The sequence below is a fragment of the Bacillus sp. CBEL-1 genome, from assembly GCF_004348885.1.
GTDB classification, from domain to species: Bacteria; Bacillota; Bacilli; order Bacillales; family Bacillaceae_H; genus Priestia; species Priestia aryabhattai_A.
Map to the genome: position 1 here is coordinate 271,419 of NZ_SBIM01000013.1, position 25,813 is coordinate 297,231.

Annotated in this window: 27 protein-coding genes, 1 pseudogene and 1 riboswitch; of the genes and pseudogenes, 9 read left to right on the forward strand and 19 right to left on the reverse strand. The window is 38.4% G+C overall.

Features of this window, described 5'->3' with window-relative positions; genetic code table 11:
* Positions 1–39 precede the first annotated feature (39 nt).
* Positions 40–675 carry a hypothetical protein gene (locus tag EPL02_RS11455; protein ID WP_131887777.1) on the reverse strand — a complete coding sequence of 212 codons (636 nt, stop codon included), beginning with the start codon at positions 673–675 and terminating at the stop codon, positions 40–42.
* 319 nt (positions 676–994) lie between these two features.
* Positions 995–1,672, reverse strand: coding sequence for a hypothetical protein (locus tag EPL02_RS11460; protein ID WP_131887778.1), 678 nt, complete (start codon positions 1,670–1,672; stop codon positions 995–997).
* Between the two features lie 225 nt (positions 1,673–1,897).
* On the opposite strand from EPL02_RS11460, the pseudogene EPL02_RS11465 reads away from it, so the two are divergent.
* Positions 1,898–2,608: pseudogene (locus tag EPL02_RS11465) on the forward strand (IS6 family transposase).
* A gap of 482 nt (positions 2,609–3,090) precedes the next feature.
* Here the strand turns inward: EPL02_RS11465 and EPL02_RS11470 are convergent.
* The 4 genes from EPL02_RS11470 to EPL02_RS11485 all read right to left on the reverse strand — a co-directional run bounded on the left by EPL02_RS11470 (position 3,091) and on the right by EPL02_RS11485 (position 7,304).
* Positions 3,091–3,768, reverse strand: a complete 678-nt coding sequence (locus EPL02_RS11470; protein WP_131887779.1) for a hypothetical protein — start codon at positions 3,766–3,768, stop codon at positions 3,091–3,093.
* Positions 3,769–4,372: 604 nt separating this feature from the next.
* The gene (locus EPL02_RS11475) at positions 4,373–5,035 is read right to left on the reverse strand and encodes a hypothetical protein (RefSeq protein WP_094910233.1); all 663 of its coding nucleotides are present in this window, start codon (positions 5,033–5,035) and stop codon (positions 4,373–4,375) included.
* A 22-nt stretch (positions 5,036–5,057) separates the two neighbouring features.
* The gene (locus tag EPL02_RS11480) at positions 5,058–6,326 is read right to left on the reverse strand and encodes a hypothetical protein (protein ID WP_131887780.1); all 1,269 of its coding nucleotides are present in this window, start codon (positions 6,324–6,326) and stop codon (positions 5,058–5,060) included.
* 93 nt (positions 6,327–6,419) lie between these two features.
* The gene (locus EPL02_RS11485; protein WP_061784949.1) at positions 6,420–7,304 is read right to left on the reverse strand and encodes an AraC family transcriptional regulator; all 885 of its coding nucleotides are present in this window, start codon (positions 7,302–7,304) and stop codon (positions 6,420–6,422) included.
* Positions 7,305–7,411: 107 nt separating this feature from the next.
* Between EPL02_RS11485 and EPL02_RS11490 the strand changes: the two genes are divergently transcribed.
* A complete protein-coding gene (locus tag EPL02_RS11490; protein WP_131887781.1) occupies positions 7,412–8,356 on the forward strand; it encodes an EamA family transporter in 945 nt (314 codons plus the stop codon).
* Positions 8,357–8,385: 29 nt separating this feature from the next.
* Here EPL02_RS11490 and EPL02_RS11495 read toward each other — a convergent pair whose 3' ends face one another.
* The 3 genes from EPL02_RS11495 to EPL02_RS11505 all read right to left on the reverse strand — a co-directional run bounded on the left by EPL02_RS11495 (position 8,386) and on the right by EPL02_RS11505 (position 11,700).
* Positions 8,386–10,077 carry a TcaA NTF2-like domain-containing protein gene (locus EPL02_RS11495; RefSeq protein ID WP_131887782.1) on the reverse strand — a complete coding sequence of 564 codons (1,692 nt, stop codon included), beginning with the start codon at positions 10,075–10,077 and terminating at the stop codon, positions 8,386–8,388.
* Between the two features lie 107 nt (positions 10,078–10,184).
* Positions 10,185–10,742 (reverse strand): hypothetical protein, encoded by a 558-nt coding sequence (locus tag EPL02_RS11500; protein ID WP_131887783.1) that lies wholly within the window; start codon positions 10,740–10,742, stop codon positions 10,185–10,187.
* Positions 10,743–10,827: 85 nt separating this feature from the next.
* Positions 10,828–11,700 (reverse strand): LysR family transcriptional regulator, encoded by an 873-nt coding sequence (locus tag EPL02_RS11505; protein ID WP_131888461.1) that lies wholly within the window; start codon positions 11,698–11,700, stop codon positions 10,828–10,830.
* Positions 11,701–11,895: 195 nt separating this feature from the next.
* Between EPL02_RS11505 and EPL02_RS11510 the strand changes: the two genes are divergently transcribed.
* Entirely contained in the window at positions 11,896–13,113 is a 1,218-nt protein-coding gene (locus EPL02_RS11510; protein WP_131887784.1) for an MFS transporter, read from the forward strand.
* Positions 13,114–13,215: 102 nt separating this feature from the next.
* Here the strand turns inward: EPL02_RS11510 and EPL02_RS11515 are convergent, their stop codons facing one another.
* Both EPL02_RS11515 and EPL02_RS11520 read right to left on the reverse strand, forming a co-directional pair.
* A complete protein-coding gene (locus EPL02_RS11515) occupies positions 13,216–13,551 on the reverse strand; it encodes a hypothetical protein (RefSeq protein ID WP_094910241.1) in 336 nt (111 codons plus the stop codon).
* Positions 13,552–13,651: 100 nt separating this feature from the next.
* The gene (locus EPL02_RS11520) at positions 13,652–14,146 is read right to left on the reverse strand and encodes a hypothetical protein (RefSeq protein ID WP_076513770.1); all 495 of its coding nucleotides are present in this window, start codon (positions 14,144–14,146) and stop codon (positions 13,652–13,654) included.
* A 184-nt stretch (positions 14,147–14,330) separates the two neighbouring features.
* Positions 14,331–14,415: riboswitch (cyclic di-GMP riboswitch) on the forward strand.
* 67 nt (positions 14,416–14,482) lie between these two features.
* On the opposite strand from EPL02_RS11520, the gene EPL02_RS21290 reads away from it, so the two are divergent.
* Together EPL02_RS21290 and EPL02_RS21295 are read left to right on the forward strand one after the other, a co-directional pair.
* Positions 14,483–15,061 carry a glycosyltransferase family 2 protein gene (locus EPL02_RS21290; protein WP_309599062.1) on the forward strand — a complete coding sequence of 193 codons (579 nt, stop codon included), beginning with the start codon at positions 14,483–14,485 and terminating at the stop codon, positions 15,059–15,061.
* Positions 15,062–15,070: 9 nt separating this feature from the next.
* The gene (locus EPL02_RS21295; protein WP_353653413.1) at positions 15,071–15,940 is read left to right on the forward strand and encodes a glycosyltransferase family 2 protein; all 870 of its coding nucleotides are present in this window, start codon (positions 15,071–15,073) and stop codon (positions 15,938–15,940) included.
* A 74-nt stretch (positions 15,941–16,014) separates the two neighbouring features.
* On the opposite strand, the gene EPL02_RS11530 is transcribed toward EPL02_RS21295, so the two are convergent.
* The 3 genes from EPL02_RS11530 to thrC form a co-directional block, all read right to left on the reverse strand.
* Positions 16,015–16,197, reverse strand: coding sequence for a hypothetical protein (locus tag EPL02_RS11530; protein WP_076513469.1), 183 nt, complete (start codon positions 16,195–16,197; stop codon positions 16,015–16,017).
* Positions 16,198–16,223: 26 nt separating this feature from the next.
* A complete protein-coding gene (locus tag EPL02_RS11535; RefSeq protein ID WP_131887785.1) occupies positions 16,224–16,694 on the reverse strand; it encodes a 2-thiouracil desulfurase family protein in 471 nt (156 codons plus the stop codon).
* Positions 16,695–16,769: 75 nt separating this feature from the next.
* Entirely contained in the window at positions 16,770–17,876 is a 1,107-nt protein-coding gene (thrC, locus tag EPL02_RS11540; protein ID WP_131887786.1) for a threonine synthase, read from the reverse strand.
* A gap of 123 nt (positions 17,877–17,999) precedes the next feature.
* Between thrC and EPL02_RS11545 the strand changes: the two genes are divergently transcribed.
* The 3 genes from EPL02_RS11545 (at position 18,000) to EPL02_RS21185 (ending at position 20,623) form a co-directional block, all read left to right on the forward strand.
* On the forward strand, positions 18,000–20,114 hold the full coding sequence (locus EPL02_RS11545) for a GDYXXLXY domain-containing protein (RefSeq protein ID WP_131887787.1): 2,115 nt from the start codon (positions 18,000–18,002) through the stop codon (positions 20,112–20,114).
* Positions 20,115–20,248: 134 nt separating this feature from the next.
* Positions 20,249–20,383 (forward strand): hypothetical protein, encoded by a 135-nt coding sequence (locus EPL02_RS21180; RefSeq protein WP_256993274.1) that lies wholly within the window; start codon positions 20,249–20,251, stop codon positions 20,381–20,383.
* Between the two features lie 108 nt (positions 20,384–20,491).
* Entirely contained in the window at positions 20,492–20,623 is a 132-nt protein-coding gene (locus EPL02_RS21185) for a DUF6366 family protein (protein ID WP_286175485.1), read from the forward strand.
* A gap of 121 nt (positions 20,624–20,744) precedes the next feature.
* On the opposite strand, the gene EPL02_RS11550 is transcribed toward EPL02_RS21185, so the two are convergent.
* A complete protein-coding gene (locus EPL02_RS11550; RefSeq protein ID WP_131887788.1) occupies positions 20,745–21,110 on the reverse strand; it encodes a MerR family transcriptional regulator in 366 nt (121 codons plus the stop codon).
* A 106-nt stretch (positions 21,111–21,216) separates the two neighbouring features.
* Here EPL02_RS11550 and EPL02_RS11555 point away from each other — a divergent pair, with 106 nt between their 5' ends.
* Complete coding sequence (locus tag EPL02_RS11555; protein ID WP_131887789.1) at positions 21,217–21,972, forward strand: SDR family NAD(P)-dependent oxidoreductase; 756 nt, start codon at positions 21,217–21,219, stop codon at positions 21,970–21,972.
* Between the two features lie 49 nt (positions 21,973–22,021).
* Here the strand turns inward: EPL02_RS11555 and anmK are convergent, their stop codons facing one another.
* From anmK to EPL02_RS11575, 4 genes are all read right to left on the reverse strand, one after another.
* Positions 22,022–23,173 carry an anhydro-N-acetylmuramic acid kinase AnmK gene (gene anmK / locus EPL02_RS11560; RefSeq protein ID WP_131887790.1) on the reverse strand — a complete coding sequence of 384 codons (1,152 nt, stop codon included), beginning with the start codon at positions 23,171–23,173 and terminating at the stop codon, positions 22,022–22,024.
* Positions 23,174–23,188: 15 nt separating this feature from the next.
* Positions 23,189–23,932 (reverse strand): GntR family transcriptional regulator, encoded by a 744-nt coding sequence (locus EPL02_RS11565; RefSeq protein WP_094910248.1) that lies wholly within the window; start codon positions 23,930–23,932, stop codon positions 23,189–23,191.
* A 70-nt stretch (positions 23,933–24,002) separates the two neighbouring features.
* Positions 24,003–24,866, reverse strand: a complete 864-nt coding sequence (locus EPL02_RS11570) for a MurR/RpiR family transcriptional regulator (RefSeq protein WP_094910249.1) — start codon at positions 24,864–24,866, stop codon at positions 24,003–24,005.
* A gap of 14 nt (positions 24,867–24,880) precedes the next feature.
* Positions 24,881–25,786 (reverse strand): N-acetylglucosamine kinase, encoded by a 906-nt coding sequence (locus EPL02_RS11575; protein WP_094910250.1) that lies wholly within the window; start codon positions 25,784–25,786, stop codon positions 24,881–24,883.
* Positions 25,787–25,813 lie beyond the last annotated feature (27 nt).

The following is a 25,813-nucleotide window of genomic DNA, read 5'->3' on the forward strand; positions in this document are numbered from 1 at the left end:
TGCCTCCTGATTTTATGTTTGTGTAATAACGTGTAACACTTATTTTTCAGCCTCATTTTTGTTTAAGAATTTTACTGAGGAAATCAACTTGTACGCACGCTTTTTAAACGTTTCTTCTTGTGGATCACATGGCTTTGTCTTGTCTGTACAACTTGTTGAGTAAATAATTTCCAATCCCCTCCAACCTTTATCAGGATGAACGTATGCACCATAACCATACGAACCAGTTTCCTTCATCTTAAAAGGCGCTATGTACATTACCTTTCCTTTTACATCAATTCGTTCAAACGTCATGTCTTCACCTATGTTTTTTGTTAAGAATCTTTTGGCGTATTCAATATCTGTTTCGTCATTTGATAGAATTGTATTATAATTAATTCTAAGTTCTGCTGACGATTTATCCTCATACAAAATACCAGCTAAGAATGACTCACTACTTTCACCATTTTGCTTATAACCAATCCCATCAATTCCTCCTCCAGCTGGAAACAACATTTCATACACACCCGTTTTGGATTCAAGCGTGTAATATCCTTTTTCCGTTTCTTTTGTCGACTTGATCATTTCTCGCGTAAATTCATCTTGAAGGGCTCTTGTATTTGGCAATTCCTCTGTCGCCACTTCGCTTGGCTTTTGGTCTAGGGACTTTGTTTCAATTGATTGTTCGTCACTCATTTGACAGCCGCCTACGAATAGGCTACTGAGAAATATGAGTATGATTCCTTTTCGTTTTATGAACATTTGGTGCCTCCTTTTTTTCGTTTCATACATACATTGTTCTATTATAGAAAAAATTGGTTAGTTTTTACATTAGGCTTTTTACTTAAAAATGGATTTTTGTAGGTTTTTGGAACTGTCATCGTTTAATTCTTACAGAGTAAATTTACTTATGTATTCTAACTAATTTTCTTTTTATTTGGTTCTTACTCATCTGCATTTTGATTGGATTGTGCTAGTTCAAGTACTATCATTTATTGTTTAACCTCATTTTTGTTTAAAACTTCACCGATGAAATTAACTTGTACGCACGCTTTTTAAACTCTTCCTCTTCAGGACCACATGACTTTGGATTATCCATACAGCTTCCAGTATAAATAATCTCTACTCCCCCCCAGCCTTCCTTAGGATGGATGTAGGCACCGTAACCATATAAAACACCATTTTTCTTCGTAAATGGAGCTACGTACGTCACTTTTCCTTTGCCATCAATTCGGTCAAACTTCATCTCTTCACCTATGTTATTTGTTAAGAACTCTTTAGCGTATTCAATTCCCGTTTCATCATTGAGTAGATTTTTTGTATACTGAATGCTAAGCTGCGCTTCCGCTTTATCATCATACAGAAGACCTACTAGAAAAGATTCACCATTGTCACCATCTCGTGTATAACCAATCCCATCGATCTCTCCACCAGTTGGAAACAACATTTCATACACACCGGTTTTGGATTCAAGCGTATAGTATCCTTTTTCCGTTTCTTTTGTCGACTTGATCATTTCTCGCGTAAATTCATCTTGAAGGGCTCTTGTATTTGGCAATTCCTCCACGGCCACTTCGCTTGGCTTCTTTTCTACTGGTTTTGTTTCGTTTGATTGTTCGTCACTCATTTGACAGCCACCTACGAATAGGCTACTGAGCACTAAGGCTACAATGCCTTTTCTTTTTATAAACATATGATGCCTCCTACTACTAGCTATGTATATATGATAAGGTTACTACTTCACTTTGTATCACTAAACTAATGATTAATACTACTTATTTCTTAGTCTAATTTTCATTTAAAAACTTCACTGAGGAAATCAACTGGTTCTGGTGCAAAAAACTAAAACCACCTGTAAATAACCTCTAAATCTTGGACAAACTGATACTAGTACTCTAAAACGAAGGATGTGATTAGTATGAAAAAGGAAAATCTATTCAAATGGAAACAGTATCAGCCAGATATTATTTTATTAACCGTAAGATAGTACCTACGGTACAATCTCAGTTTTCGTAATGTAGTCGAAATGATGGAAGAACGCGGACTATCGATTGCTCATACAACCATCATGCGCTGGGTTCATCAGTATGGTCCTGAATTAGATAAGCGAGTACGTCGTCATCTTAAGCCAACCAATGATTCTTGGCGAGTCGATGAGACGTATGTGAAAGTCAAAGGTCAATGGATGTACCTCTATCGTGCCGTTGATTCAGAAGGAAATACGATTGATTTTTATTTAAACAAAACAAGAGATCATAAGGCTGCAAAACGCTTTTTCAAGAAAGCTTTGCGCTCTTTTCATGTTTCCAAGCCCCGTATGATCATACTAGACAAGAACCCAGCCTATCCTATGGCGATTGAAGAGTTGAAGAAAAAGAAAAAGATGCCGGTAGGCATCCAAATACGGCAAGTAAAATATCTGAATAACATCGTAGAACAGGATCATCGATTTATTAAAAAACGAGTGTGCTCTATGTTAGGGTTAAAATCTTTTCGTACAGCTACATCTATTATTATTTGTGGAATAGAAGCGATGCATATGATAAAAAAAGGGCAACTTATTTCACGAGACAAGTCTGCCCAACATCAAGTGGAGTTCATCCATGAACTATTTGGAATTGCTACTTAAGACTAGATTCTACTAGGGAGCTTTTCACCTCTTTACATCTTTCTTCAGTATTTGCACCAGAACCAGATAAACTCTGTCTTCAAAGTCCTTTACTCTTTGCTTAATGCGTGGAAGTAACTCTTCCCTGTTCTGAATAAGCAAATGATTTTCTATATTGCTCCAATCAACTTTTCTTCTATTAAATTAGTAATTGCTTGACTCTTTTCGTTCGAAAGGATTACTGTATTTTCTCCAAGCGTTTCAATACATTCATCAAATAATTGATGGTCACTACCTTTCGTGTTTATTTTAAGGTCTTTTAAGTTTTGTTCTAACTTCTACTGCCTTACTATTTTATTATCCACTTAATCTCATCTCTTTCCACAAGAAAAATTCATAAAACAACTATAGCATATAGCCAGAGAAGACGTTAAAAGGCTTATAGAGAAAAAGAACTCCTACCTTTTGGAATTCTTCTATTTCTATATAAGCTGTTTTCGATTTCACTTAAAGGTAATTGATGACATTACCTTGTGTGCTCGATCTTTTATTTTTTCATTTGATGGTTCACACTGGACCTGAAGCTGATTACACCCTACTGAATATACTACTTTTACTCCACCTTTTTGACTTTTTGGATGAACATATGCCGCATAACCAACTGCGTCTTCGTCCACCTTGAATGGTGCTATATACAATGTTCGATTTTTCAAGTCTACTTTTTCAAAAGCTGATGAGATCCCTAAATTATTCGTCAAAAAATCAATAGAATAACTTACTCCTTTTTTATCGTTATAAAGCTCTTGGTTATAGTTAATACGGATTTGCGCTTCTACTTGATCATCGTATACTGCACCTATTACATAGGATTCAATTTGGTTTTCTGTATATGAATAAAGCGTCTCAGAAATTCCCCCACCAGCCGGAAACAACATCTCATACTCACCCGTTTTGGATTCAAGCGTATAGTATCCTTTTTCCGTTTCTTTTGTCGACTTGATCATATCTCGCGTAAATTCATCTTGAAGGGCTCTGGCATTTGGCAATTCCTCTATCGCCACTTCGCTTGGCTTTTGGTCTAGCGGCTTTGTTTTCCTTGATTGTTCGTCACTCATTTGACAGCCGCCTACGAATAGGCTACTGAGAAGTAAGGCTACAATTCCTTTTCCTTTTATGAACATTTGGTGCCTCCTTTTTTTCGTTCCATACATACATTGTTCTATTATAGAAAAACTTGGTTAGTTTTTACATTAGGCTTTTTACTTAAAAATGGATTTTTTCAGTCTTTTAGAACTACTTGGGTAAGGGGGATTACAGTGATTATTTTCTTAATTTTTTTACATGAAAATAAGCCCATTTACATTGTAAATGAGCTGCTTTGGATATGATTGGTCTACATCTTAGCAGTCTTTATCGTTCTGTTTGAAGGAATTATCCTAAAACTTCAGCTTACAAAATGTTTCTAAATGCATTGGGGTCTTCTATAAAGGGACAGTATGCACAGGTGTTAAAAGAGAATAGCTTTTTTTGAAGAAGCGTCTAGTTTTTCATAAAATCGTTTGGCTTCTTGATAACTTGTTGAATAGTCATCCGCTCCATGTATGATAAAAACGGGCATTTCAATCTTGGGTGCTAATAAATAGACATCTGATTTTGCGATTGCTCCTGATAAAGCAAAAATCCCTTTTGGTATATTAACACGTTCTTTACAAGGATCTTCGCTCCCCTTACTTTTGTATAAATCATCATTAGAAGTGACAGAACGTGAAAGCCTTGTTTTTATGCCTACTTCTTAAATTCCACAGATGAAAGTACTTTTTCAACTTTCTTCATGACTTCTTGATTGCTAGGGCTACAGGGACTGAAAGACTCTCTACACTCTGTTGTGTAGATAAATTCAATTCCTCCCACATCTCTACTCGTGTCGTATATGTATGCGCCATATCCATAATAACCATTTTCTGATTGAAAAGGAGCTAAATAGAACGTATTACCATTTTTCTCAATATTTTTAAATTCATCTTCAATACCTAAATTTTTCTTAAGAAATTTCTGTGCATATTGAATGCCCGTTTCGTCGTTAGATTGTTTTTGATTAAATTGTACTTTGATTCTTGCCTGAGTTTTATCTTCATATAACACTCCAGCCATAAAAGCTTCATTTACACCTTGATTGTTAGTATAACTGCCGCTACTAATTTCCCCATCAGCCGGAAACAACATCTCATACTCCCCCGTTTTGGATTCAAGCGTATAGTATCCTTTTTCCGTTTCCTGTGCGGATTTCAGCATGCTGCGCGTAAATTCATCTTGGAGTGCTCTTGCTTTTATTTGTTCTTCTGTTGTCGCTTCCGGTTGCGTTTCTTCCTGTTCGTTTACGCTTTGACAAGCTGTGAGGCTCAACGTTACTATCAGTAAAGCCGTGAATCTTTTTAAATTTAAACGCATTGTATACCCTTACCTCCTGTTGTTACAGATCATCAAGTGAAACGACTTCTCCAGTTATAGCATTTACAGCGTAATGGCAGTCTAGCTTTCCGCAAAGAACGTACCTTCCTTGTTTGCGGTCATAAACATAACATGGCGTCAGTATCATGAAGTCGCGAAGCCTCTTTAAGGCTTCTTGTTTCGTTATTATTACTTTATCCGCTGCTCTAAATGCTAAATACAAGTCAATAAAAGACTTATTGTCCATATAGTTTAAGACTTCATATGTATTGGAATGAATAAATAGTTTAAGTTGTCTTTTAAACACCTGTTCAGCTTCATGCTTTGCTTGTAGTTTTGCAAGCAAATAGCCCTCAGAGCGGCTTAGAGATTGTAAAACCCATTTCCCAGAATCGCTGCTATATACTTGTGCCAAAAATTGCTGAACCGCTACCACACTATTTTTAATCTCTTTCTCCGTTATTTTTCTTAAATCAGGATGCGGTTCTTGATTTTCTATTTGATTCTGTGAAAGACTCTCTGTTGCGTTTATTTCTTTACGCTGAAACGCTTTATCAATAGCGTGGCTCCATTCAATTATTTTATGAACGTCAACATGTGATCTTTCATCTTCGACTAATTGAAACGGTATCAGCGACAAATCGCGATTTCGTATGTATACTTCTTCAATTGCATAAGCAGGCGTCATTTTTTCCGTCTCCATATTTGGAAATTCAGCTAACTTTAGCTGCTCAGCCACAATGTGCTTCACTTGCGGTAGAGTAAGCTCATACTTTTCTCTGTTAAACGTCTCTTTCTTTGAAAAGTCTCCGTAGATTGAGAAAAACGTTAAATTCCCCGCTTCATCCACTTCAACTTCAATAGATCCAGATGGCGATACGGAAACACCGTTTAGGATTTTTCTAAAGGACATTCTCTTGTCCTCACGCTTATGAAATACAAAATGAGTGCCTTCTTGAAGTCCCGTTTCGCTCTCAATCCAACGAACAACAGCATTCGAGTCTTCAATCGAAAGCTTGACACCTTCAGCATAAGAAATCCCGCTAACAAAAATGACGCTTGTAAACTGGCCTGTATGAAGGTTGACTTCGACAACAGCTGTCCCGTCAGGATTAAGGTCTTCATCTAACAAGTCTTTTTCATAATTCGGAAACCATTCCATTGAAAGTGTATAGATGGTGTCTCCTAGAATAGTAGCACTGCGCCTAACGTCTGAACGATATAAATAGTAGTCTTGCAAGCCCAATTTTTCTTTTGTATGTTGAATGAGTTCATTTATTCTTGATTTCATTTGATTCTCCTTATCCTATTCCATAGTTTGGTAGATTTACCCACTATGATAAGGGAGAAACGCATTTTTTACAATTATTTTCCACAAACACTTTTAGAGCTTCCCTTTCCGATAAGCAAGTGGCGTCATTCCCATCATTTTTTTAAACTGATCAATAAAGTAGCTGGTGCTGTTAAATCCCACTTCAAAGGCTACGTCCGTAATGCTTTTTTCCTCTTGCTTTAAGAGCAGAATACTTTTTTGAATGCGATACTTCATCACGTACTGAAGCGGCGTAACGTCTAGCATCCGTTTAAAATAGCGGCAGCACTCAGATCGGCTTATTTGACCGGATGCTGCAATATCATCGAGAGTAATTTTTTCGCTATAGTTCATATGCACCCACGTCAACATAGCTTTTATGCGCTGATTTTTCACTTCTTCTGTGTACACGTACTGCTTCTGAAAAGCGTGAACCAAGAGCTGTTTCCAAACCTTAATAAGATTAGCCGTAATCTCAATTTCAAACAGCGGTTCTTTCGTTTGCACAAGCTTGCGAATGACAAATAAAGCTTGTTGAATAGCTCTGCTCCACTCTTTGCTTCCATCAATCAATACATACGATAAATTGGTGGATTGAACGTAAGGCAAAACGTAAGTTGTATAGAGCTCTTGAGGTAAAAAAAGATGCGGAAGCACGTTTAAACAAATATACACGCAGCCCGTTTTCTTGAGATCTTCTGCCATATGCAAGCAGCCGCTGTTAATAAAGAGTCCATCCCCGCTACGCAGCTTAATTTTTTCTTCGTTCACTTGAAAAATCGCTTCTCCTTTTAAAACGTAGATGAGCTGAATTTCATCGTGCCAGTGAAGCGGAATGTAACCGCTGGCGTGTTCTAGTATTGTCGTCTCATAGCAAGCAATCGGCAGCGCTCCCGTGTAGTGCTTCGTTAGCTCTTTTAAGTTTTGTTCATTGATTAAAAACTGCTTAAACTTCATAGCCCACCTCAATATTTTTATATTTTTAAGCTCGATTTGAATATAAATACGCGTTTTTTCTCTTTATGATTATACTATCATGATATTTTGTAAAGGTAGGAAATCAAATGAAATCTAATCGACGTGCTGGCTTATTATTCGTGATTGTGGGCGCAACGTTTTGGGGAATTGGAGGAACAGTAACAAAAAAGCTGTTTCAAGACTATGAAATTGACGTCAACTGGCTGGTGACCACGCGTTTATTACTAGCCGGATTGCTGCTTTTACTTTTAAGCTGCTTTGGTAAAAACCGCCGGGAAGTCCTTTTCATTTGGAAAGAAAAGCAGACGGCTCTTCAGCTCGTCACTTATAGCATATTGGGCATGCTTGGCGTGCAGTATACGTATATGGCAGCTATTCATCATGGAAATGCAGCCGTCGCAACGCTGCTTCAATATTTAGCACCCGTCATTATTATTGTATACTTGCTGTTTCGAAGACAAATGCGTTTTACTAGACAAGACGGAACGATCCTTTTATTAGCTTTAACCGGATGCTTCTTCCTTCTTACAAACGGGTCGCTCTCAACGCTTTCTGTGCCCTATCTAGCCATCGTATGGGGACTGCTTTCTGCGGTATGCTCCGCTTTTTATACGCTGTATGCAGTTCGGCTTCTTAAACGATTTGACTCTTTGGTTGTTGTTGGATGGTCAATGGTGGTTGGCGGAGTTGCGCTTAGCTTTATTCGAGCGCCTTGGGAAGCTCATTTTGATACATTTACGTTTGCTGCGTACGGCTACTTGCTCTTTGTCATCATCTTTGGAACGATGCTGGCGTTTTGGCTGTATATTAAAAGCTTAGATAGCCTCCCTCCAAAAGAAACAAGTTTGCTAGGAAGTCTGGAGCCTCTTGCTGCTGTATTGACAACGGTCTTTTGGCTTCAGCAGCCGTTTGGGTTCTTTCAGTGGCTGGGAGCTGCTTGTATCTTTGGCGTTGTTTTTTTACTTACGCTTCAAAAAGCTCCTAAAGCAAAAACGCTTGAACAAGAAAATCCCCCTCTCAAAATCTCTTAAATGATGAGAGGAGGATCTTTCTCTATAGTTTATTCAACTGGTGTTTGAACGTCTTTGGTGGTTTCAATACTTTTAATTTTAAGCTTATCTTCACCTTTTAGCTCCACGCGATAGATTCGATTCTTTACAAACTTCGTACTGGCATCATACGAATCAGTAAACGTGTACTCTTCTGTTGCATACACCGAATACTTACCTTCACCCGTCTTTTCAACTTTACTAACAAGCAGTTGATCATTGGCAAACGACACGTTTTTTCCAGCTAAAGACGTAATATACGCTTCTAAATCACTATACACTTGCGCATCTTCATCGATATAAGGTGCCATTCCGCTAAAGTCGCCGCTGTTTAAGCTTGAAAAATAAGCGGCTTTATAAGACCCTACAAAGTTGTGAATCTCTGTTTCACTCACGTCTTTTACAGGCTTTGGTTCATTTTCTGCTGATTGCTTATCTTTTGCCTCTGCTTTTTCTGTCATAGCTGGTGCAGTGTTATCATCCGTAACCCCGCGGCCAAAATTCATATACACAATAAAAATGAGCACAATTGCAAGAACTGCCCCTACGAAAAAGGGAAACGTTCGCTTTGTTTTTTGCTGCTTTTCCAGAACCGGATAGTCGGCTGTAGCTGGAACGCTTAGCTTTTCTTCTTTCACTTGCAAACTAGCAAAATAAGAAGGAAGAGAAGCAGCTGACATAGGTTCCGGCCCGGTAAGCATTTGTACTTCTTTAGCAACTTCAATAAATTCAGCAATAGCTGAGCTTCGGTAAAGATCTGCTACTTGGTCGAATGCTTCAATTTCTTTTCCGTGAAAAAACGTTCGCGAAGCGTCCATAAATGATGATAACCATTTATAGTGAGAATCCATTTCTTCGACGTAGGTTACTCTCTCGATTTGTTTTTGTAGCTGTTGTTGAGAACGCTCGCTATCGTCTATTATTTCATTAATTTCTTTTTCAATAGCCCGCAGCGCCTCGATAGCGTATGCTTTCATATCAGCTTCAAGATTCGCAAAACTGTTCTTCAAACCAGGTAAGTCGATTTCTATGAGCTGTTTATTTGCGACGATAAGACGACGAAGACTTTCATTGTACTCGTGCTGCTTCGTACGAAAACCAGTTGCTGTTTGCTTTGTCACGTACTGCTTTTTTCGGAGCTGATTCCATTCTTCAAGCAGTTCACTTTCTTGCTTTTGAACAGTTAAAGCATTTTCTTTTAACCCTTCACGCTTTTGATAAAAAGCCATAAACGCTGGCAAATATTCTGCGCACTTCGCTTCAAGATTCGCTAGCTTGTTTGTTTGACCATATGCTGACATAACATCGAAATAACGATTGAACAAGCTGGTCATGTCAGACGATGTGTTAATGTTTGTTTCAAACAGAGTTAGTATCTCTGTTTGCAGTTGGTTTAACTTCTCTACTCGGCGCAAGTTTTGACTGCGCGCTTCCAGAAAAGCTGGATACTCTGTTGAAAGCAAAGTCGTCACTAAGAACTCTAAGTTAGTCATGTCATACTGCTTGCGCTCTGCTTTTACTACTTTGTAAACCGCGTTCAGCTCTTTTGAAACCTCTAATATAAACGCTTCTTCCGTCAGTTGATGAAGCTTGTCCTTTACATTATGTAAATGGCGTGAACGCAGCGGTTCTTTTTCGTTATATAAATTCAGCCATTTTTGCAGCATCTCATAAGCTGCTTCGTTCCATTTCATTGTGCTCATGTAGTTATTCACCTGTTAATTCAATATTTTCTACTATCACTATACAGGAATTTCACGAGATTTCCAGACAAAAATAGCTATACGATAATCCGCATAGCATCTCGACATTAATATTCATAAGCTTTTAACTCTTCTTCAAATACCATTTGCATCGCGGTAAAATCATCTGGATGGGCCTTCATCGCATCATGCAGGTGGTTTAGCTCAAACTGTGAAGTAATTTCGTATTCTTTTAAATACTCATAGCTTTCAAGCTGTTCTTTAACCGCGTGCTCCTGCATCACTTTGTTCTTAGGGTATTTCTCTTGGGCAGCTTGATAAACCGCTTGCTCGACTTCTTTTTCATCTAGCGAAACAATCGGATTCATAAGCGTAGCTGAAAAAGCAGTTGGCGTATTCTGACTAGTTTCTGTTTGACCTACGAGCTTATCCTCAAGTTCAGACAGCTTCATTTTTACATGTTCAAGCTGTTTTACAGCCTGATTTTTTTCTGCGAGGACTTCTTTCTTTTCTTCTGTCAGCTCAGTAACCTCTTCTTCTAGCAGTGAAATTTTTTGATAACTCGTAATAATAAGTGCAGAACAAAATAAAAAGACAATCGTTAGCGCAAGCATCAGCGCAAGAAACCACCATTTTTTATAAAGAGGTATTGGAACTGTTGACATGTAAAATCCCTCCTTTATAGCTTGGCACACTCTTTTAATACCCATGTATATGCGTAAAGAAGGGATTTTATTTATTGATAGACGGCTAAAACGTTTTTAATATAAACTCTTTAAAGTTCTGCACGGCTGGTGAAATATATCTTCCTTCAACCCAAGCTAGACCGATAAGACGTTCACATTTTGAATAGCGAATAGGAATTTTCACGATATGACTTTGATCTACTCCTTTTAAATCTGGCAAAATTGATACGCCAAGACCCGCAGCAACAAGACCCGCAACCGTGTCAGCTTCTTCTCCTTCAAAAGTTACATGAGGATTCACGCCCACTTCATGTAGAAACTGTTCAACCGTGACGCGTAGACTAAATCCTTTTTTCAAATGAATAAACGGCTCTTCTACTAGCTCTTCAATCGTAATAGCTTCTTTTTTAGCAAAAGCATGGTTCGTCGGCACAATCGCAAATAACTCTTCTCTCCAAAGCTCTTTCCACACTACGGGTTCTTTAATACCCATGGGAGAGATTAAGCAAATGTCTAACTCTCCTTTCTCCAGCTGTTCTAGTAGAATGTGCGTTGGGCTCTGTCGAAGTAAAAAGTTGACTTTGGGATACTTCCTTCGGAACTCCACAAGCAAATCGGGGATAAGGTTGATACTCAGCGTATGTAGAAAACCTAAGGAAACCTGTCCTTGTTCAGGGTCAAGTAAATGCTGAATTTCTTGCTTTCCTTTCTCAAACTCGTTCATCATATTTGTAACGCTTTTTAATAGAATTTCACCGTACTGATTTAAGCGAATAGATCGCCCTTGTCGTTCAAAGAGCGAAACACCGATTTCTTCTTCAAACCGAGCTAGCGACCTGCTTAAAGCAGGTTGTGTAATCGAAAGCTCCTTCGCTGCTTTTGTCATATGCTGTAAGCGTGCTAAAGTCTGGAAATATTCAAACTGCTGCCATTCCAACTCGTTTGCCACCTCTCCCACTCATTACATAAATGCATCAAAATCATGATAACTATGCATTATACATTATATATCAGAAGTGATAGGATATACAGGAGAGAAATTCTCCTATAGCTATAGAAACGAAATTAATAATCAAAAGGATGGATAAAATATGTGTGGAGAATATGATCATGATGAACAAGTGATGACAGTATGAGCTATATTAAGCAGGGAACAAAAACGTTTCGCAAAACGAGCTTTGCATTTTTTGCAGCAGGCTTCAATACTTTTGCCATTCTTTATTGCGCTCAGCCCTTAATGGTAACGTTTACAAACGAATTTGATATTTCACCGACTATCGCAAGCTTGTCGCTATCCATCACAACTATTACCCTCGCCATCAGTATGCTTGTCTTTGGTTCTCTTTCTGAAGTATGGGGCCGAAAATCTGTGATGGTTTATTCAATGTTTGCTGCTTCTGCGCTTTGCATTTTAACAGCTTTTAGTCCTAATTTTTATGTGTTACTAGTATTTCGTGCACTCGTTGGAATTGCTTTAGCAGGCTTACCGGCCGTTGCAATGGCTTATCTTGGCGAAGAGATTGAAAGAAAAAGCTTAGGTGCAGCCATGGGCTTATACATTAGCGGAAACGCCATTGGAGCCGTAGCGGGGCGTGTCATTTCAGGAGTTGTCAACGACGCAGCAGGCTGGCATTTCTCCATTGGATTAATTGGCATTATTAGCTTAATTGCTACGGTTCTTTTTTGGCGCAGCCTCCCTCATTCTACACACTTTACACCGCGTAGCCTCAATGTCGTCAGCTTAGGAAAGTCACTAATTGACCATTTAAAAGACCCTGGCTTACTCTTTTTATTTTGCATTGGCTTTTTACTATTAGGAAGCAATGTTGCTTTGTTCAATTACATTGGCTACGTGCTAACCGCTAAGCCTTACGGACTCAGCGAATCCGTTATCAGCTGGATTTTTATTATCATGATGATTGGAACATTCAGTTCAATTTGGAACGGAAAGCTCATTGATCACCACGGTAAACAGCCAATTCTGCTGATTAATCTACTCGTTGCGTTTGCAGGTGTCTGCTTTACTTTAGAGAGCCACTTACTATTAAAAATTATCGGTATCGGCCTCTTTACTTTTGGCTTTTTCGGCGCTCATTCCATCGCTAGCAGCTGGGTAGGACAGCGAGCCCTGCGCAACAAAGCACAAGCCTCATCTCTATATTTATTTTTATACTATACGGGGTCAAGCGTTGGCGGGACCTTAGGCGGAATATTCTGGTCCCACTACGGCTGGCACGGCGTCATCGGAATGATTGGCGGATTTATACTAACTGCCGGACTATTAACCGCTTGCTTATCAAAAGTAAACGTCAAATCGTCTGTGCTTGTAAAAGCAAATGAAAGCTATTAGAGAAGGTGCTATAAACAGTAAAAAGCTCTGTGAGAGTCATTCACAGAGCTTTTTTCGTTTGCTATAGTTTCATATAAGAAAGTTAGATTTCTTTGAGAAAGCTTAGTACTTTGTAAAGTGACTACCTTCTTTACTCATTTCAGCTTTACCATAAGGAAGTCCAAAGAATGTGTAGTACCTTACTTGATAATTTTTGATTGAGTGAGTAGACATATTGTTTAATTGATGACCATTTGGCTTGATTTCATATCCTTGTACCATCACTCGATCTATTGTTCGAAAAGCATTTACACGCAGGTTCTTTTCCAACGTATCTACGACTTTTTGTTCTGCTGAAGAGTTTAGTGAATGAACGCCGCTTCCTATAAGTCTTGGTAACACAAGTGCTAGCATAACTATTCCAATTAATCCTATACTAACAACCAACCATTTTTTCAAGATAAATACACCTTCTTTTCCGCTTCACACCTCAGATAATAAAAGCATCGAACGATTTCATAATCACTTTTTATGCAATAAAGCAGCAGATTTTTCCTCTTTACTCAAACCACTTATCACCGTCGGAAATCCACTTGTTTTGATGCAAGTCCAAGCAAAGGTCGTGGTCGTGGAAGCTAAAGTAACTTGGAAGCTTAATAGAAGAACCACCCGCTTCTAACCAACAGCTATAAAACCAGCTTGCAATAGCCTTATGTTCTGCTTCTTCAACCTTTTCGTTCTCCTCATAAAACTCCCAAAATGCGTCTTCTTCCTCTTCCGATAGATAATTGTAGTTTACTTCTTCACTAATCGTAAAGCTTCCAGCAAACTCATCGCTTCTGCACTCTTCTCCAAACACTTCATTTGCATCACGGTCCATCGAAAACATCGTAATGGACAAATCCAATACCTGTGGAAAAGCAGTAAAATCGAGCAGATCGATTTCTGAATGGAAGGTAAATTGAGTCACCTTCCTTAGCTCATTCACAACTGACTGTGAATACTTTTCAAGCTCACGCTGGATGTGAGAAGCGTGCTGTTCACTTGTATACATAGAGAAACACCTACTTTTTCATTATATTGAATATTCTACCATATAATTTCGGGAAATATAGCATGATTTGTCGAATTAACATAAGGTATATTTACCTATTTTTATGATAGAATCTAGAAAAAGTATTCTTTATATAGGTACTTAATCTTCATTTTTGTTCTTGAAAGAAAACAAACTTTTATTTTTCAGCCAAAGGCAAACTAATCGAAAGGTTAGGACGCAAAACCTCAGATCTAACGCTTAATAGCTATGATGGCTGGGTTTCCTGATACCGTTGGAGGGGTATTAACGATGAACAGCGAAAGCATGCGTACAGGAAGTATTGGCGCTTAGTACATGAAGCCTCGAATTGTAGCTTTTATTCCAGCTCACAATGAAGAAAAGTCAATCCGAGATTGTTTGGAAGGATTAGGAGATCAACTTTTACCTAATCGAGTAGACTTGGATGTATTTGTAATTGCTGATAACTGCACCGACCGCACAAAAGAACGTGCAGAACAAGCTGCTAAAGACTTTAATTTAAACGTTAAAGTTCTTATTACGGAAAATAATAAACAACGCAAAGTTGGTGCACTGAACACAGCTTGGAAACGTATTTACGGTGATACGCTTGACTTGTATTCTAAAACTCTCACAACTTATCAACAGCTGTATAAAGAATCCATTAAAGCGATATTAGGGATGGATGCAGACAGTCGTCTGGCTCCGCAAGCCCTTATTAACCTCTGGGAAGATTTGATGACATCTCGAAATATTGGTGGTGTAATGGCAAAATATACGATGCGCATGCTGAAAAAGAAAAGCCAGCTGTCTAAAGACGATGTTCAATATGAGCAAAAGTTAGCAAGTGGTGAATACGGTGGCCCACTTACTCGTTGGTGGACCCATCAACAAAAGCAGGACATGGCTAGCTGACTTTTAGATTTGCAATATCATGGTGGAAGTACGTACGTATTGGGAGGACAAGCAACATTATTTCGACCTGAAGCTTTACAAACAGTTGTTGAACAAAATAACCTCGATGGTCCTTGGCAAAATGATAGTGATGTTGAAGATATGCTGTTAACTTGGCAGCTTCAAAAAGCAAATTGGAAAACGTTAATTAGCCCTTCTGCCAGATGCTTTGTTGACTCCATGCGCTCCTACCATACGTTTCGTGAACAGCGAAACAAATGGAAGTCAGGAACCGTTGATTTGCTTACTAATTCTAACTTAGGTGTTAAAACACGACATAAAGGTAAGCTATGGCGCTCACAGCTAAAAACGCTTAGTGATTTGCTCATTCGCCTTTTATTTGTACTTTTGCTGGCGGTAGCGCTGACAACAGACCAATTTTATTGGACTTGGATATGGGCTATTCCTATTGGTCTAGCTTCTATTTTAAATGTTATTTTAGCTCTGAAAACCCCAATGCATCGACCCATTGACGTTATTTTATCTGGCTTATTAATCAGCCCTGAAATTTATCTTTGGGTCAATCTCGTTACCTTTAATCAAGTATGGATAGAACGCCTTGCAGCAACTAAAAAAGACGGCTGGGCAAACCAGTATGCTGCTGAAAACGGGGAAACGAAAAGTAAGTTAACACAAGGCTTACTAAGTTTATGCCTATTTATAGCATTTGTTGTAATGTTATGTATCTATTTTAGAGATTTTCTTACATCAACACCTGTACAACAATCAATCTATCCATATTTAATGAATGGATGGATTTTATTAACCTACCTAACTATTTATCAATCCCTTTATATGATTTATCAAATTTGGACGCTTAGAAAGCGAATTGAAGCATAAGTACTCGTGAAACATCATTATGGTAAAAAGCCCAGTTTATTGTTACTGGGCTTTTTTGTAATTTACATATCATTCTACTCTTGGCAAGCTACGGACCAATTGAATGCCAAAAATGTTTTCTCTGCTAGCGGCTCTTTATCATCTTGGATACACATATTTTTTGCATGTATAAATGATTGAAAATTTAAAGTAACTGCTATTACGAAAACTCCAAAAATCATGATGGCTACTGTATAGAATTTTTTACTTTTGCGCACATGGACTCCTCACTTTTCATGCATATTTAACTTGAACTGGTGCCAAGTAGTACTTTATACTCCTCTTCTGAAAACACTTCAATGGAATGTCTTCTTAACAGAGCTGTTGTCACTCCCATTCCTACAACTTGTGTCCCTTGAAACGGGCCGTTGTAGATCATCGAACTTCCACATGAAGGGCTGCTTTCTTTTAACACCACGACAGTTGCGTTTAGCTCTTTTACTATTTTAAGTGTTTGGTAAGCTCCTTTTATGTATAAACTTGTCACGTCCCTACCCGACTTTTCAATTACGCTCGCCGTTCCGTCTAACACACCTTCACCGCTTCCTCCAACAATTTCAGCTGGTTCGCGCGGCGTGGTAAAACCTCCTAAAAGCTCTGGACAGACAGGAACGGCTTTTTTCGCGTGAATCAACGATTGTATGACTGACTGTTCACAAGACGTACCGTTATACCGCACCGGCATTCCTGCTAGGCATGAGCTGACTAAAATCATCTGTCTTCCTCCAATTCTTTCAATCTCGTTCTAGAGTTTGTTCTTTTTTCTATTCAGCTTAAAATCTTTTATTCCTTACGTCACTTTAATCCCCGCTCCGCAAAGCGGAATCACGACTTTCTCTGCTGATTCACAATCATATCGCAAATACCCAGCATAATTCGCAGCTGTCGTTGGCTCAACGTAAAATCCTTTTTCAGCAAGCAACGTTCTTGCTTTTTGAATATCTTTTTCACTTACACTAATAACGTCCCCACCTGTATCTCGAATAGCTGATAAAATTTGCTTAGAGCGAGCAGGAGCAGCAATAGCGATTCCTTCTGCTAAAGTAGACTGTCCTGAGATTGGAGTGGCTGCTTTTTCTCCTCTGTTAAATGCTTGGTGAATTGGAGAACAGTTTTTGGCTTGTACAGCGACAATTTTAGGTACTTTTTCTATTAATCCGTTGTCTTTTAGCTCATTAAACCCATAGTATGCACCTAGAAGCAGCGTTCCGTTTCCAACCGGCACAATGAGTGTGTCTGGCGCTCCGTTTAGCTGCTCCCAAATTTCGTACGCATATGTTTTAGTACCTTCATAGAAATAGGGATTATACACATGGCTTGCGTAGAATTTCCCTTCATCGTGAACTGCCTGCTGAGCAGCTGCAGCAACGTCTTCTCTCGTTCCGCTTACTTCACGTATACGTGCTCCGTGAGCTTTTATTTGCGCCACCTTTTTTGGAGACGTACTACTTGAAAGAAAAATATCACAGGCAATGCCGGCTCTTTTGGCGTAGGCTGCAATGGCTGTTCCAGCATTTCCGCTGCTATCAGCGATGATACTTTCTACCTTTAGCTCCTTTGCTTTTGCAATCAATACGGCTGCTCCGCGATCTTTAAAAGAGAGTGTAGGCATCATATAGTCAACTTTTACATACGTATTGGATGTATTTGGTTCCAAGGAGATAAGCGGCGTATTCCCTTCTCCCATCGTTACTTGCTTCCAGCTGTCTGCTACTTTTGAAAAAGGCAGTGCATCAACATAGCGCCACATGGTTGGCAACTGGTGATGAATGTTTTTATTTTGAAAGGCTACCTTTTCTTTTAGCAAATCCAACACTCCCCCACACTTGCACTTCCATGGCATGTCCTTTACGGGGTACGTCTGATGACAATCACTGCATATGTAAGCTTCATTCATGAAAATCTCTCCTTTCATTTAACTACCTATATTATACAATAGCAGAAAAATTTCTCGCTTGTTGTCAAATTTTTCTTACCGCGCTAGTATATAGTAATATAGGCGAAAAAAAGGGGAGATTTTATGAGACAAAACCTTGTAAAGCTTGGTTATTTACTAGGTATTTCGTTACTGTTGGCAGGAATACTGTATTTCTTTGCATCAAACTGGCAAGGGTTTGACCGCTATACAAAAATCGCCTTGAGCATAGCCATGATGCTGTTATTTTATGGAAGTGGTTTTGTTGGTAGAATGCTGTTACCTCATCAAGCGTTTCTTAGTCATTGGCTACTTGTTGCTGGTTCTATTTCATTCGGTTTAAGTACTGCGCTCGTCGGCCAAATCTATAACACGCATGCAGACGCTTATTGGTTATTTTTTATTTGGTTTTTACCGACTGTCCTATTTAGTTTACTTACAAAATATCAGCCATTTTATGTTCTTTCGTTTCTTTTACTTCAGCTCACCATGTACTTTTATATTTCACCTACTGCCGTTTTCCAGCGAACAGAAAATGAAGAGATTTTTCTTTACCTTACAATGGCATTTGTGAACGCACTTATCTTTCTATTCGTAAAAAAGCAATATTTAAAGTCAACTATTGTAATGTACGCTGCTTTTACTATCATTCACTTTATCTTCTTAAGCATTTCACAGCCAAATTATACTGTGTTAAGCGTAAGCGTTTTGATTGCTTACATCGTTCTATTAATTGTGTCACTGTTTTATTTTTCAAAAGTGCAATCACATAAAGGATTGCTAGGAATTTCAATCGTTGCTGCTGCGCTGCTCGTTGTTCAGCAAGTTTTGTGGTATCTGTTTGACAACTACAGTGAACTCACCTTATTTTTGGTACTTGGATTTGTGTTTTTATTTGTTGCAGCTAGCGTTTGGTTCATTAACTGGCTTTCTCACCACACCAATGCTCAGCAAAGATCGCTGCGTGTAATTAAACAAATTATTATCATAGGAATTACGGCAATCGCTTCTATTTTAGGTAGCATATCTATCGGTGGGCTTGTAACGCTCTTTAGCGGAGAGTATTCACAAAACTTCATGATGCTGATTGGAACAGCCATTATGCTTTCGTTTTTCTTTATTAAAGCAGCTATTCCAACCGTTAAATATACCCTTTTTATGACAGGTTTTTTAATAAGTGGGGTGTCCGCATTCTTTGTATACGATGCGCTGTTTTTTATCTATCTAGCACTCTTTGTTTCACTTATGTGGTTTGCTAAACAAACATCCTTGCGCGTAGCCATCTACACGCTTGCTCAGCTGTTGATACTTATTAAACTACCAACAACTTATTACGAAGCCATTCAATTTGATTACGTTTTAATTGCGCTTATTCTGTTAAATGTCATCGTGTATTGTTTGACAGCTTCCTTATCTTTTAAAAGAAGCTCGCTTTTGCTTACGTTTATCTTTTCACTTTCCCTTATTGGAAGCGTGAATTCACCTACTTTAAACATAACCTACAGCATCTTGTTCTTTGTGTTTTCTACGGTATTTCTCTTTAAAAGCGTGCGCAGCGGTAAAAAATTTGAGTTTACGGTTTCGATGGTTTTTTGGTTTATCTTTTTAGGAACAAAGTATTATGATTACCTCTGGGACCTTCTTGATAAATCGTTCGCGCTTTTACTATTAGGTGCATTATTTGTTGCATTTAGCTATAAGTTTGACTCTGTGGAAAAGCAACAGCCTTCTTTTATCGATCAACATAAAAAAAGAATCTTATTTATCATTGCTTTACAGCTTGTGATTCTTGGGGGATTGTTTATGAAAAATGAACTACTTCTCCAAAGTGGAAAAGAAGTGAAGCTTGAGCTAGCGCCATTAGATCCGCGTTCACTTTTGCAAGGAGATTATGTGGAATTGAACTATGAGATTTCAGAAATTGAATTAGATGATGTGAAAGACGGTGAACGGATACAGCTTGTACTTCGCAAAAATGAACAAGGGATCTTTCAGTATGCAGAGCATTATAAAACTCATGACAAATGGAATTCTCCTTATCAAGAAAAGAAAGATGATGTTCTCATAACAGGTACGTACTACAGCTGGGGAATTCAGTATGGCATTGAGCATTACTTTATTCCAGAAGGAACCGGTCAAAGAGTAGAACAAGAAGCAAAACATGCTAAAATCAAGGTTGGAAAAAATGGAGATGCGATTTTAGTAGAGGTAACACCATAACCAAGAGAACCATTCCCTGCATTCATTCGGCTAGGGAATGGTTTTTTACTATTTTTTACCTATTGTGTTAAAATAGTCTATAAAAAGGTGTGAAGTTAATGAGTATCAATACGTATTTAATAAGGGGTTCCTTCATGATTATGCTGATATTTGGCGGTACGTTAATAATTCGCTACGCAAAAACGAACGAAGTGCTGTTGGATTCACTCTTAGCATTTAGTATGGGCGTTCTTTTTCTGATTAGCGCACTTATTTGGCGAAAAAGATGATAAAAAAGCATAGCTAATAAAGGGTAACCTCTTCTTACTCAGCTAGATATTAGATAATTAGGATGAAGCTTTTCATATAGTAAAAAGATATATAATGGAGGTGTATACATAGAGACTCGTAATAAAACTCCCGAAGATGACCAAGAAAGGATGCGTCAAACTGAAATAAAGCAGAATCCGACTGGAAACCTGCGAGACGCTATGCACCGTGCAGAAACCGGAGCTGTAGGCACTGATTGAAAAAGCACAGGAACTCTACTCCTTAGTTTGTTTATTGGATCCTTTATAGCCGCAATTATTCTTAACTAATCTCCATTGAAAAACAACGAATATACATGCTAGAAAACGTGTAGAGACGTCTCTACACGTTTTGCTTTGCTAGCATCTTTTTATAAGTTGATATCTTATGAGTTAACATCTCTTCTGTATCGATTAAGGTTTGGAGCTGCTCTTGGATCGAGAGGTGATGATTCTCTAAAAGTTCAAGGCGAGCCTGAGCCGTCTTCTCTCCTTCTTTAAAAAGCTCCGCGTACTGTCTTATTTTGGAAAGCGGCATTTTCGTCTCTTTAAGCTTGATCACAAACTTTAGCCACGCTACGTGATCTGCTGTATATAACCGCTCTCCGTTTGGACTTCGATCAGGCGTAATAATTGATTCTTTCTCATAATACCGTAAAGTGTGCGCGCTGATGTTTAATTCTTCCGATACTTGGCTAATTGTGTACATATATCCGCTCCTCAAAAAAAGTATATTTACGGGTTGACTTAGAGTTAACTCTAAGCAGTATACTCTTTTTATCATTAAAAAACTAGTTATCTCAAGGAGGATTTTTATGAAATATACAGTGATTACGGGCGCAAGCTCAGGAATTGGTTACGAAGCTGCGCTTGAATTTGCAAAAAGAGGGAAGCATTTAATTATCATTGCACGTCGCCAAGACAAGCTTGAAGAATTAAAAACCGCAGTGAAGGATATAAACGCAGAAGCTGACGTTGTGATTTATACAGCAGACCTAGCCACAGCAGAAAATGCGTATACGCTATACGAAGACTTGAAAAAGTACGAGATTGAAACATGGATTAATAACGCTGGCTTTGGTAATTTTGCATCGGTTGGTGAGCAGGACTTAAACAAAATCGGTAAAATGCTTCATTTAAACATTGAAGCATTGACCATTTTATCTTCACTGTACGTTCGCGATTATGAAAATGTAGAAGGCGCACAGCTACTCAACATTTCATCAGCTGGTGGATATAACATTGTGCCAAACGCCGTAACGTATTGTGCAACAAAGTTCTACGTAAGCGCATTTACAGAAGGCCTTGGCCAAGAACTTCAAGGAAAAGGTGCAAAAATGCAGGCAAAGGTATTAGCACCAGCCGCTACTGAAACAGAGTTTGCCGATCGTGCTCGCGGGACTAAAGGATTTGACTACAGGGGAAATGTGCCTCAGTACCACACGGCAAAAGAAATGGCAGGCTTCTTGTTAAATCTATACGATGGAGATAAAATCGTTGGAATTGTAGACGGTCAAACGTATAAATTCGAGCTTCGCAATCCCATTTTCTCCTATGCAGGAAAGCGATAAACAAAAAAGCAGCTGAATGATTCAGCTGCTTTTCTATTAGCATAATTGATCAATCAACAAAAGGTACCGGCGTAATGTTGCCTAGTACAACTGGATAATTTGCGCCAGTTGCTTTTGGTGAATTACTTGGATTCTTATGGTACGTTTCGTTCGCTAGCAGCGCAAAAGCCACCGCTTCTTTTGCTTCGGATGAATAACCGATTTCCTCTTGTGTTAAAACGGCAATGCTTTCACCAACTAAACTCTTAATCATCTTCATCAGGGTAAGGTTATAGCTTCCTCCACCTCCAATAATGATTTCATCAATATCATGATTTGGTAAAATAAAACGTTGATAATGGTCAACAATTGACCTTGCTGTAAACATTGTTGCAGTTGCGATGATATCTTCACGTGGTACATCAGAGAATGTAGCCAGCAGTTTATCTACGTATTCTTTACCAAACAACTCTCTACCAGTTGATTTCGGAGGAGAGACGTTCATGTAATCATGCTCTAAGCAGTAGCGCAACATTTTTTCGTTCACTTTACCGCTCGCTGCGATTTTTCCTTCTTGATCATAAGGAATAGTAAAGAGCTGTTGGCATAGCTCATCAATGATCATATTTCCTGGTCCCGTATCAAAAGCATACATATCATCAAACAGGGCGTTTTGAGGTAAAACCGTTACGTTCCCAATTCCGCCGATATTTTGAAGCAACCTGCCTTTTTGCTTATCTCTATATAAAATGTACTCTGTGTATGGAACAAGCGGAGCTCCTTGTCCCCCAGCTGCCATATCCATGGTACGGAAATTAGATATAACTGCTGTCTTCGTCTCATAAGCAATTATAGCAGGCTCTCCTATTTGAAGCGTTGAAGCTACCAAATTGTCTTCACTAAAAGGTTGATGATAAATGGTTTGGCCGTGTGAACCGATTAAATCTAGTTTTTCTAGAGGAAAGTTTGCTTTATCACACACTTTTTTTACCGCTTCAGCAAATGCATACCCTAGCTTAAAATTTAGGCTACAAATTAACTGCACATTTGATTTTTCAACTGACAAAGCAGCTTTAATCTCGCGTTCAAGCTCTTTCGAAAAAGGGTATGTGACAAAGTCAATAATAGTTAATTCTGTATTCATGCCGCTGCCTTCTACATGAATAAGCGCTGCGTCAATTCCATCTAAGGATGTTCCAGACATCAGACCAACAATATACACATTAATCTCTCCTTTTTAAATAACCCGATCCGTGTGTAACTCTCCTATTTGTGATGATATCTTAAATCTTTCACCAGCATAAACAGAGATAACGTACTCGAAAGGCTTATTGTTTGTAAGATACGTAACCGTTTTAATCAGCAGTAACGGTGCATTCTCTTTCAAATTTAGATAATTTGCTTCCTGCTCGTTTGCAAGCGTAGCTTCGACGGTTTGTTTCACATTACCAATCTTTACGTTGAAATTTTTTTCAATAAAGTTATGGAGTGAATCTTTAATATTCGCTTCGAGCGTGTAGTCCTTATAGTCAACGGGTAAAAAGACTGTTTCAAGGGCTACTGGCACGTCGTCTCCGTAGCGTATTCGCTTAATTGATATCACTTGTGAATCCTCACCCAGCGCTAAATTACGCTTAACTGATTTTGAAGGAATCATTTGCTCAATCGATAAAATATTACTGCTAGGAACTTTTCCTTGCTGCTGCATCAATGATGTAAAGCTAGTAGCCGTGACTAATTTTTGTTCAATTTTTTTATCTAATACAAATGTTCCTACTCCTCTTTCTTTTGCCAAGTACCCTTCATCCACTAATTCTTGAATTCCTTGCCTTACGGTTAATCGACTTACTGAAAATAACTCACAAAGCTTTTTCTCAGAGGGGATAGCATTTCCTGTTTTCCATTCTTTTGAAATAATTTTTTCTTTTATAATTTCTTTAATTTGATAATAGAGAGGAATAGAAGAGCTTTTATTAATCATTTGAAACTCTCCTTTTGTTACGTAGTAATGTTGTGAAATGTTGATTTCAACATTGTCAACGTACTCTTTTTTACTTTTTATGTTTTTCCGTCAATTTAGCAACCGCATCTCTAGACTGGTGTATTTCTTCAATTGTATCTTCAAAGTAATTCGATACGTATGCATAAAACAAGATATCAATTGTTAAGAATTGCGCAATCAACGACGTTGTGGCTGCGCTTCTATTTTTTGCTTCTGGTGCCCGAACGTGGTGCAGTGAAATATCAACCTTATTGGATAGTGTATTATGACCAAATCGTGAAAGTCCCACTGTCGTAATCCCCGACTCTTTCGCAATGTCTACAAGCTGGAGAACTTCTCTTGTCTCACCGCTATTTGATACGCAAAAGAATAGCGCATTTTTGTTGGATGAAGCAAGAGCTGTTGCTGTAATGTGAGAGTCTTGATGAGCACTGATGACCTTTCCAACACGTAGCCACTTGTGAGAAATATCCTCAGCAACTAACCACGAGGCTCCTACACCATATACGTAAATAACCTGCGCTTCTTTAATGGTTTTGATAAGTTCTAAAACAGTTTTTTCCTGTAAGTTTAGAGCCGTTTCTTGAATGACTTGTATGGAATTGGACACAATTTTATCTTTTATGGAATCAATCGTTTCATTTGGTTCTATATCATAAAAGCCTGTTTTTTTATCCGTGGAGATATGGGAAGATAATGATACTTTTAATTCGGCAAAACTTCCAATTTCAATAGAGCGACAAAGTCTTGTTACTGCTGAGCTACTTGCATCAGCCTGTGCTGCCAACTCGTGAATTGTCATTCGAACGACTTGTTCTGGATGATCTAAAATATATTGTGCAACCTTCCGTTCTGATTTCGGGAGCTCGTATAATGAGCTCTCAATTCTTAATAAAACATTTACAACATTCACTACAAATCACTTCCTTAGCTTTCTCTTTTAATCTTGCTACGCGCTAAGTAATAACCGCCTAACGTCGATGATTGGTCTTCTAATACAAATCCTATATCCAACTGATGGCTTTGAATCTCTTTTATAAATGCCTCTTGAACCATAGAGATTTTAGTTAAAATACTTCCTTTAATAGCAATTTTTATACTATCATGAAAACCGCATTTTCGGTAAACAGAAAGCGTTACTTTAGCTAAATGTTCTCCTGCCTTTAACAGTAACGTTTGTGCAAAGTGATTTCCATTTTGTGCATGCTGTACAATTAACGGAACAAAAGCTGCAATTTCTGCTTTTGACGCACTATAGATAAATTTTTTTATGTCAGCAATATTCTCATATTTCAATTGAGTTAAGATATCTTTGCTTAACAAGCTTACAGGCAAACCTTCATCATATTCTCTAGTCATCTGAATAAATGCTTGTAAGGCAATCCAATAACCACTACCTTCATCTCCAAGAATATGTCCCCAACCACCTGAGAGATATCGAGAGCCCTGATGAATACCTACACTTACAGATCCCGTACCTGAAATAGTTAAAATTCCATCTTCGCCTTTTAGGAGTGCAGCATGTGCAATTACCCCATCGTTTACGATTTCTAGAGGAACTTTAAACACTCCTTTTAAGGTTTCCTTTATCTTTTCCTTATGTTTAAAGCCTTCATACCCAGCAAGGCCCATATAAATAAAAGCGCAGTTGCCGTGAGGTAGTACCGACAAACATTTGTTTACAGCAGCAATAATATTAGAAGTAGCTTGTTCCTCATTGATTAATAAATTTCCATACCCAGCTTCTCCCTGGCTAAGTACCTTTCCATCTAAGGTGTAAGCAACCGCCTCTGTTTTTGTGCCTCCACCATCAACCCCAATAATAAAGTCCACGTTATCTTCTCCTTTTATATAATGAAA

Coding starts and splice junctions, on each gene's coding strand:
- EPL02_RS11455 (WP_131887777.1), bottom strand. CDS start 675: ATGAGTGACGAACAATCAATTGAAACAAAGTCCCTAGACCAAAAGCCA.
- EPL02_RS11460 (WP_131887778.1), bottom strand. CDS start 1,672: ATGTTTATAAAAAGAAAAGGCATTGTAGCCTTAGTGCTCAGTAGCCTA.
- EPL02_RS11470 (WP_131887779.1), bottom strand. CDS start 3,768: ATGTTCATAAAAGGAAAAGGAATTGTAGCCTTACTTCTCAGTAGCCTA.
- EPL02_RS11475 (WP_094910233.1), bottom strand. CDS start 5,035: ATGCGTTTAAATTTAAAAAGATTCACGGCTTTACTGATAGTAACGTTG.
- EPL02_RS11480 (WP_131887780.1), bottom strand. CDS start 6,326: ATGAAATCAAGAATAAATGAACTCATTCAACATACAAAAGAAAAATTG.
- EPL02_RS11485 (WP_061784949.1), bottom strand. CDS start 7,304: ATGAAGTTTAAGCAGTTTTTAATCAATGAACAAAACTTAAAAGAGCTA.
- EPL02_RS11490 (WP_131887781.1), top strand. CDS start 7,412: ATGAAATCTAATCGACGTGCTGGCTTATTATTCGTGATTGTGGGCGCA.
- EPL02_RS11495 (WP_131887782.1), bottom strand. CDS start 10,077: ATGAGCACAATGAAATGGAACGAAGCAGCTTATGAGATGCTGCAAAAA.
- EPL02_RS11500 (WP_131887783.1), bottom strand. CDS start 10,742: ATGTCAACAGTTCCAATACCTCTTTATAAAAAATGGTGGTTTCTTGCG.
- EPL02_RS11510 (WP_131887784.1), top strand. CDS start 11,896: ATGAGCTATATTAAGCAGGGAACAAAAACGTTTCGCAAAACGAGCTTT.
- EPL02_RS11520 (WP_076513770.1), bottom strand. CDS start 14,146: ATGTATACAAGTGAACAGCACGCTTCTCACATCCAGCGTGAGCTTGAA.
- EPL02_RS21290 (WP_309599062.1), top strand. CDS start 14,483: ATGAAGCCTCGAATTGTAGCTTTTATTCCAGCTCACAATGAAGAAAAG.
- EPL02_RS11535 (WP_131887785.1), bottom strand. CDS start 16,694: ATGATTTTAGTCAGCTCATGCCTAGCAGGAATGCCGGTGCGGTATAAC.
- thrC (WP_131887786.1), bottom strand. CDS start 17,876: ATGAATGAAGCTTACATATGCAGTGATTGTCATCAGACGTACCCCGTA.
- EPL02_RS11545 (WP_131887787.1), top strand. CDS start 18,000: ATGAGACAAAACCTTGTAAAGCTTGGTTATTTACTAGGTATTTCGTTA.
- EPL02_RS21180 (WP_256993274.1), top strand. CDS start 20,249: ATGATTATGCTGATATTTGGCGGTACGTTAATAATTCGCTACGCAAAA.
- EPL02_RS11550 (WP_131887788.1), bottom strand. CDS start 21,110: ATGTACACAATTAGCCAAGTATCGGAAGAATTAAACATCAGCGCGCAC.
- EPL02_RS11555 (WP_131887789.1), top strand. CDS start 21,217: ATGAAATATACAGTGATTACGGGCGCAAGCTCAGGAATTGGTTACGAA.
- EPL02_RS11565 (WP_094910248.1), bottom strand. CDS start 23,932: ATGATTAATAAAAGCTCTTCTATTCCTCTCTATTATCAAATTAAAGAA.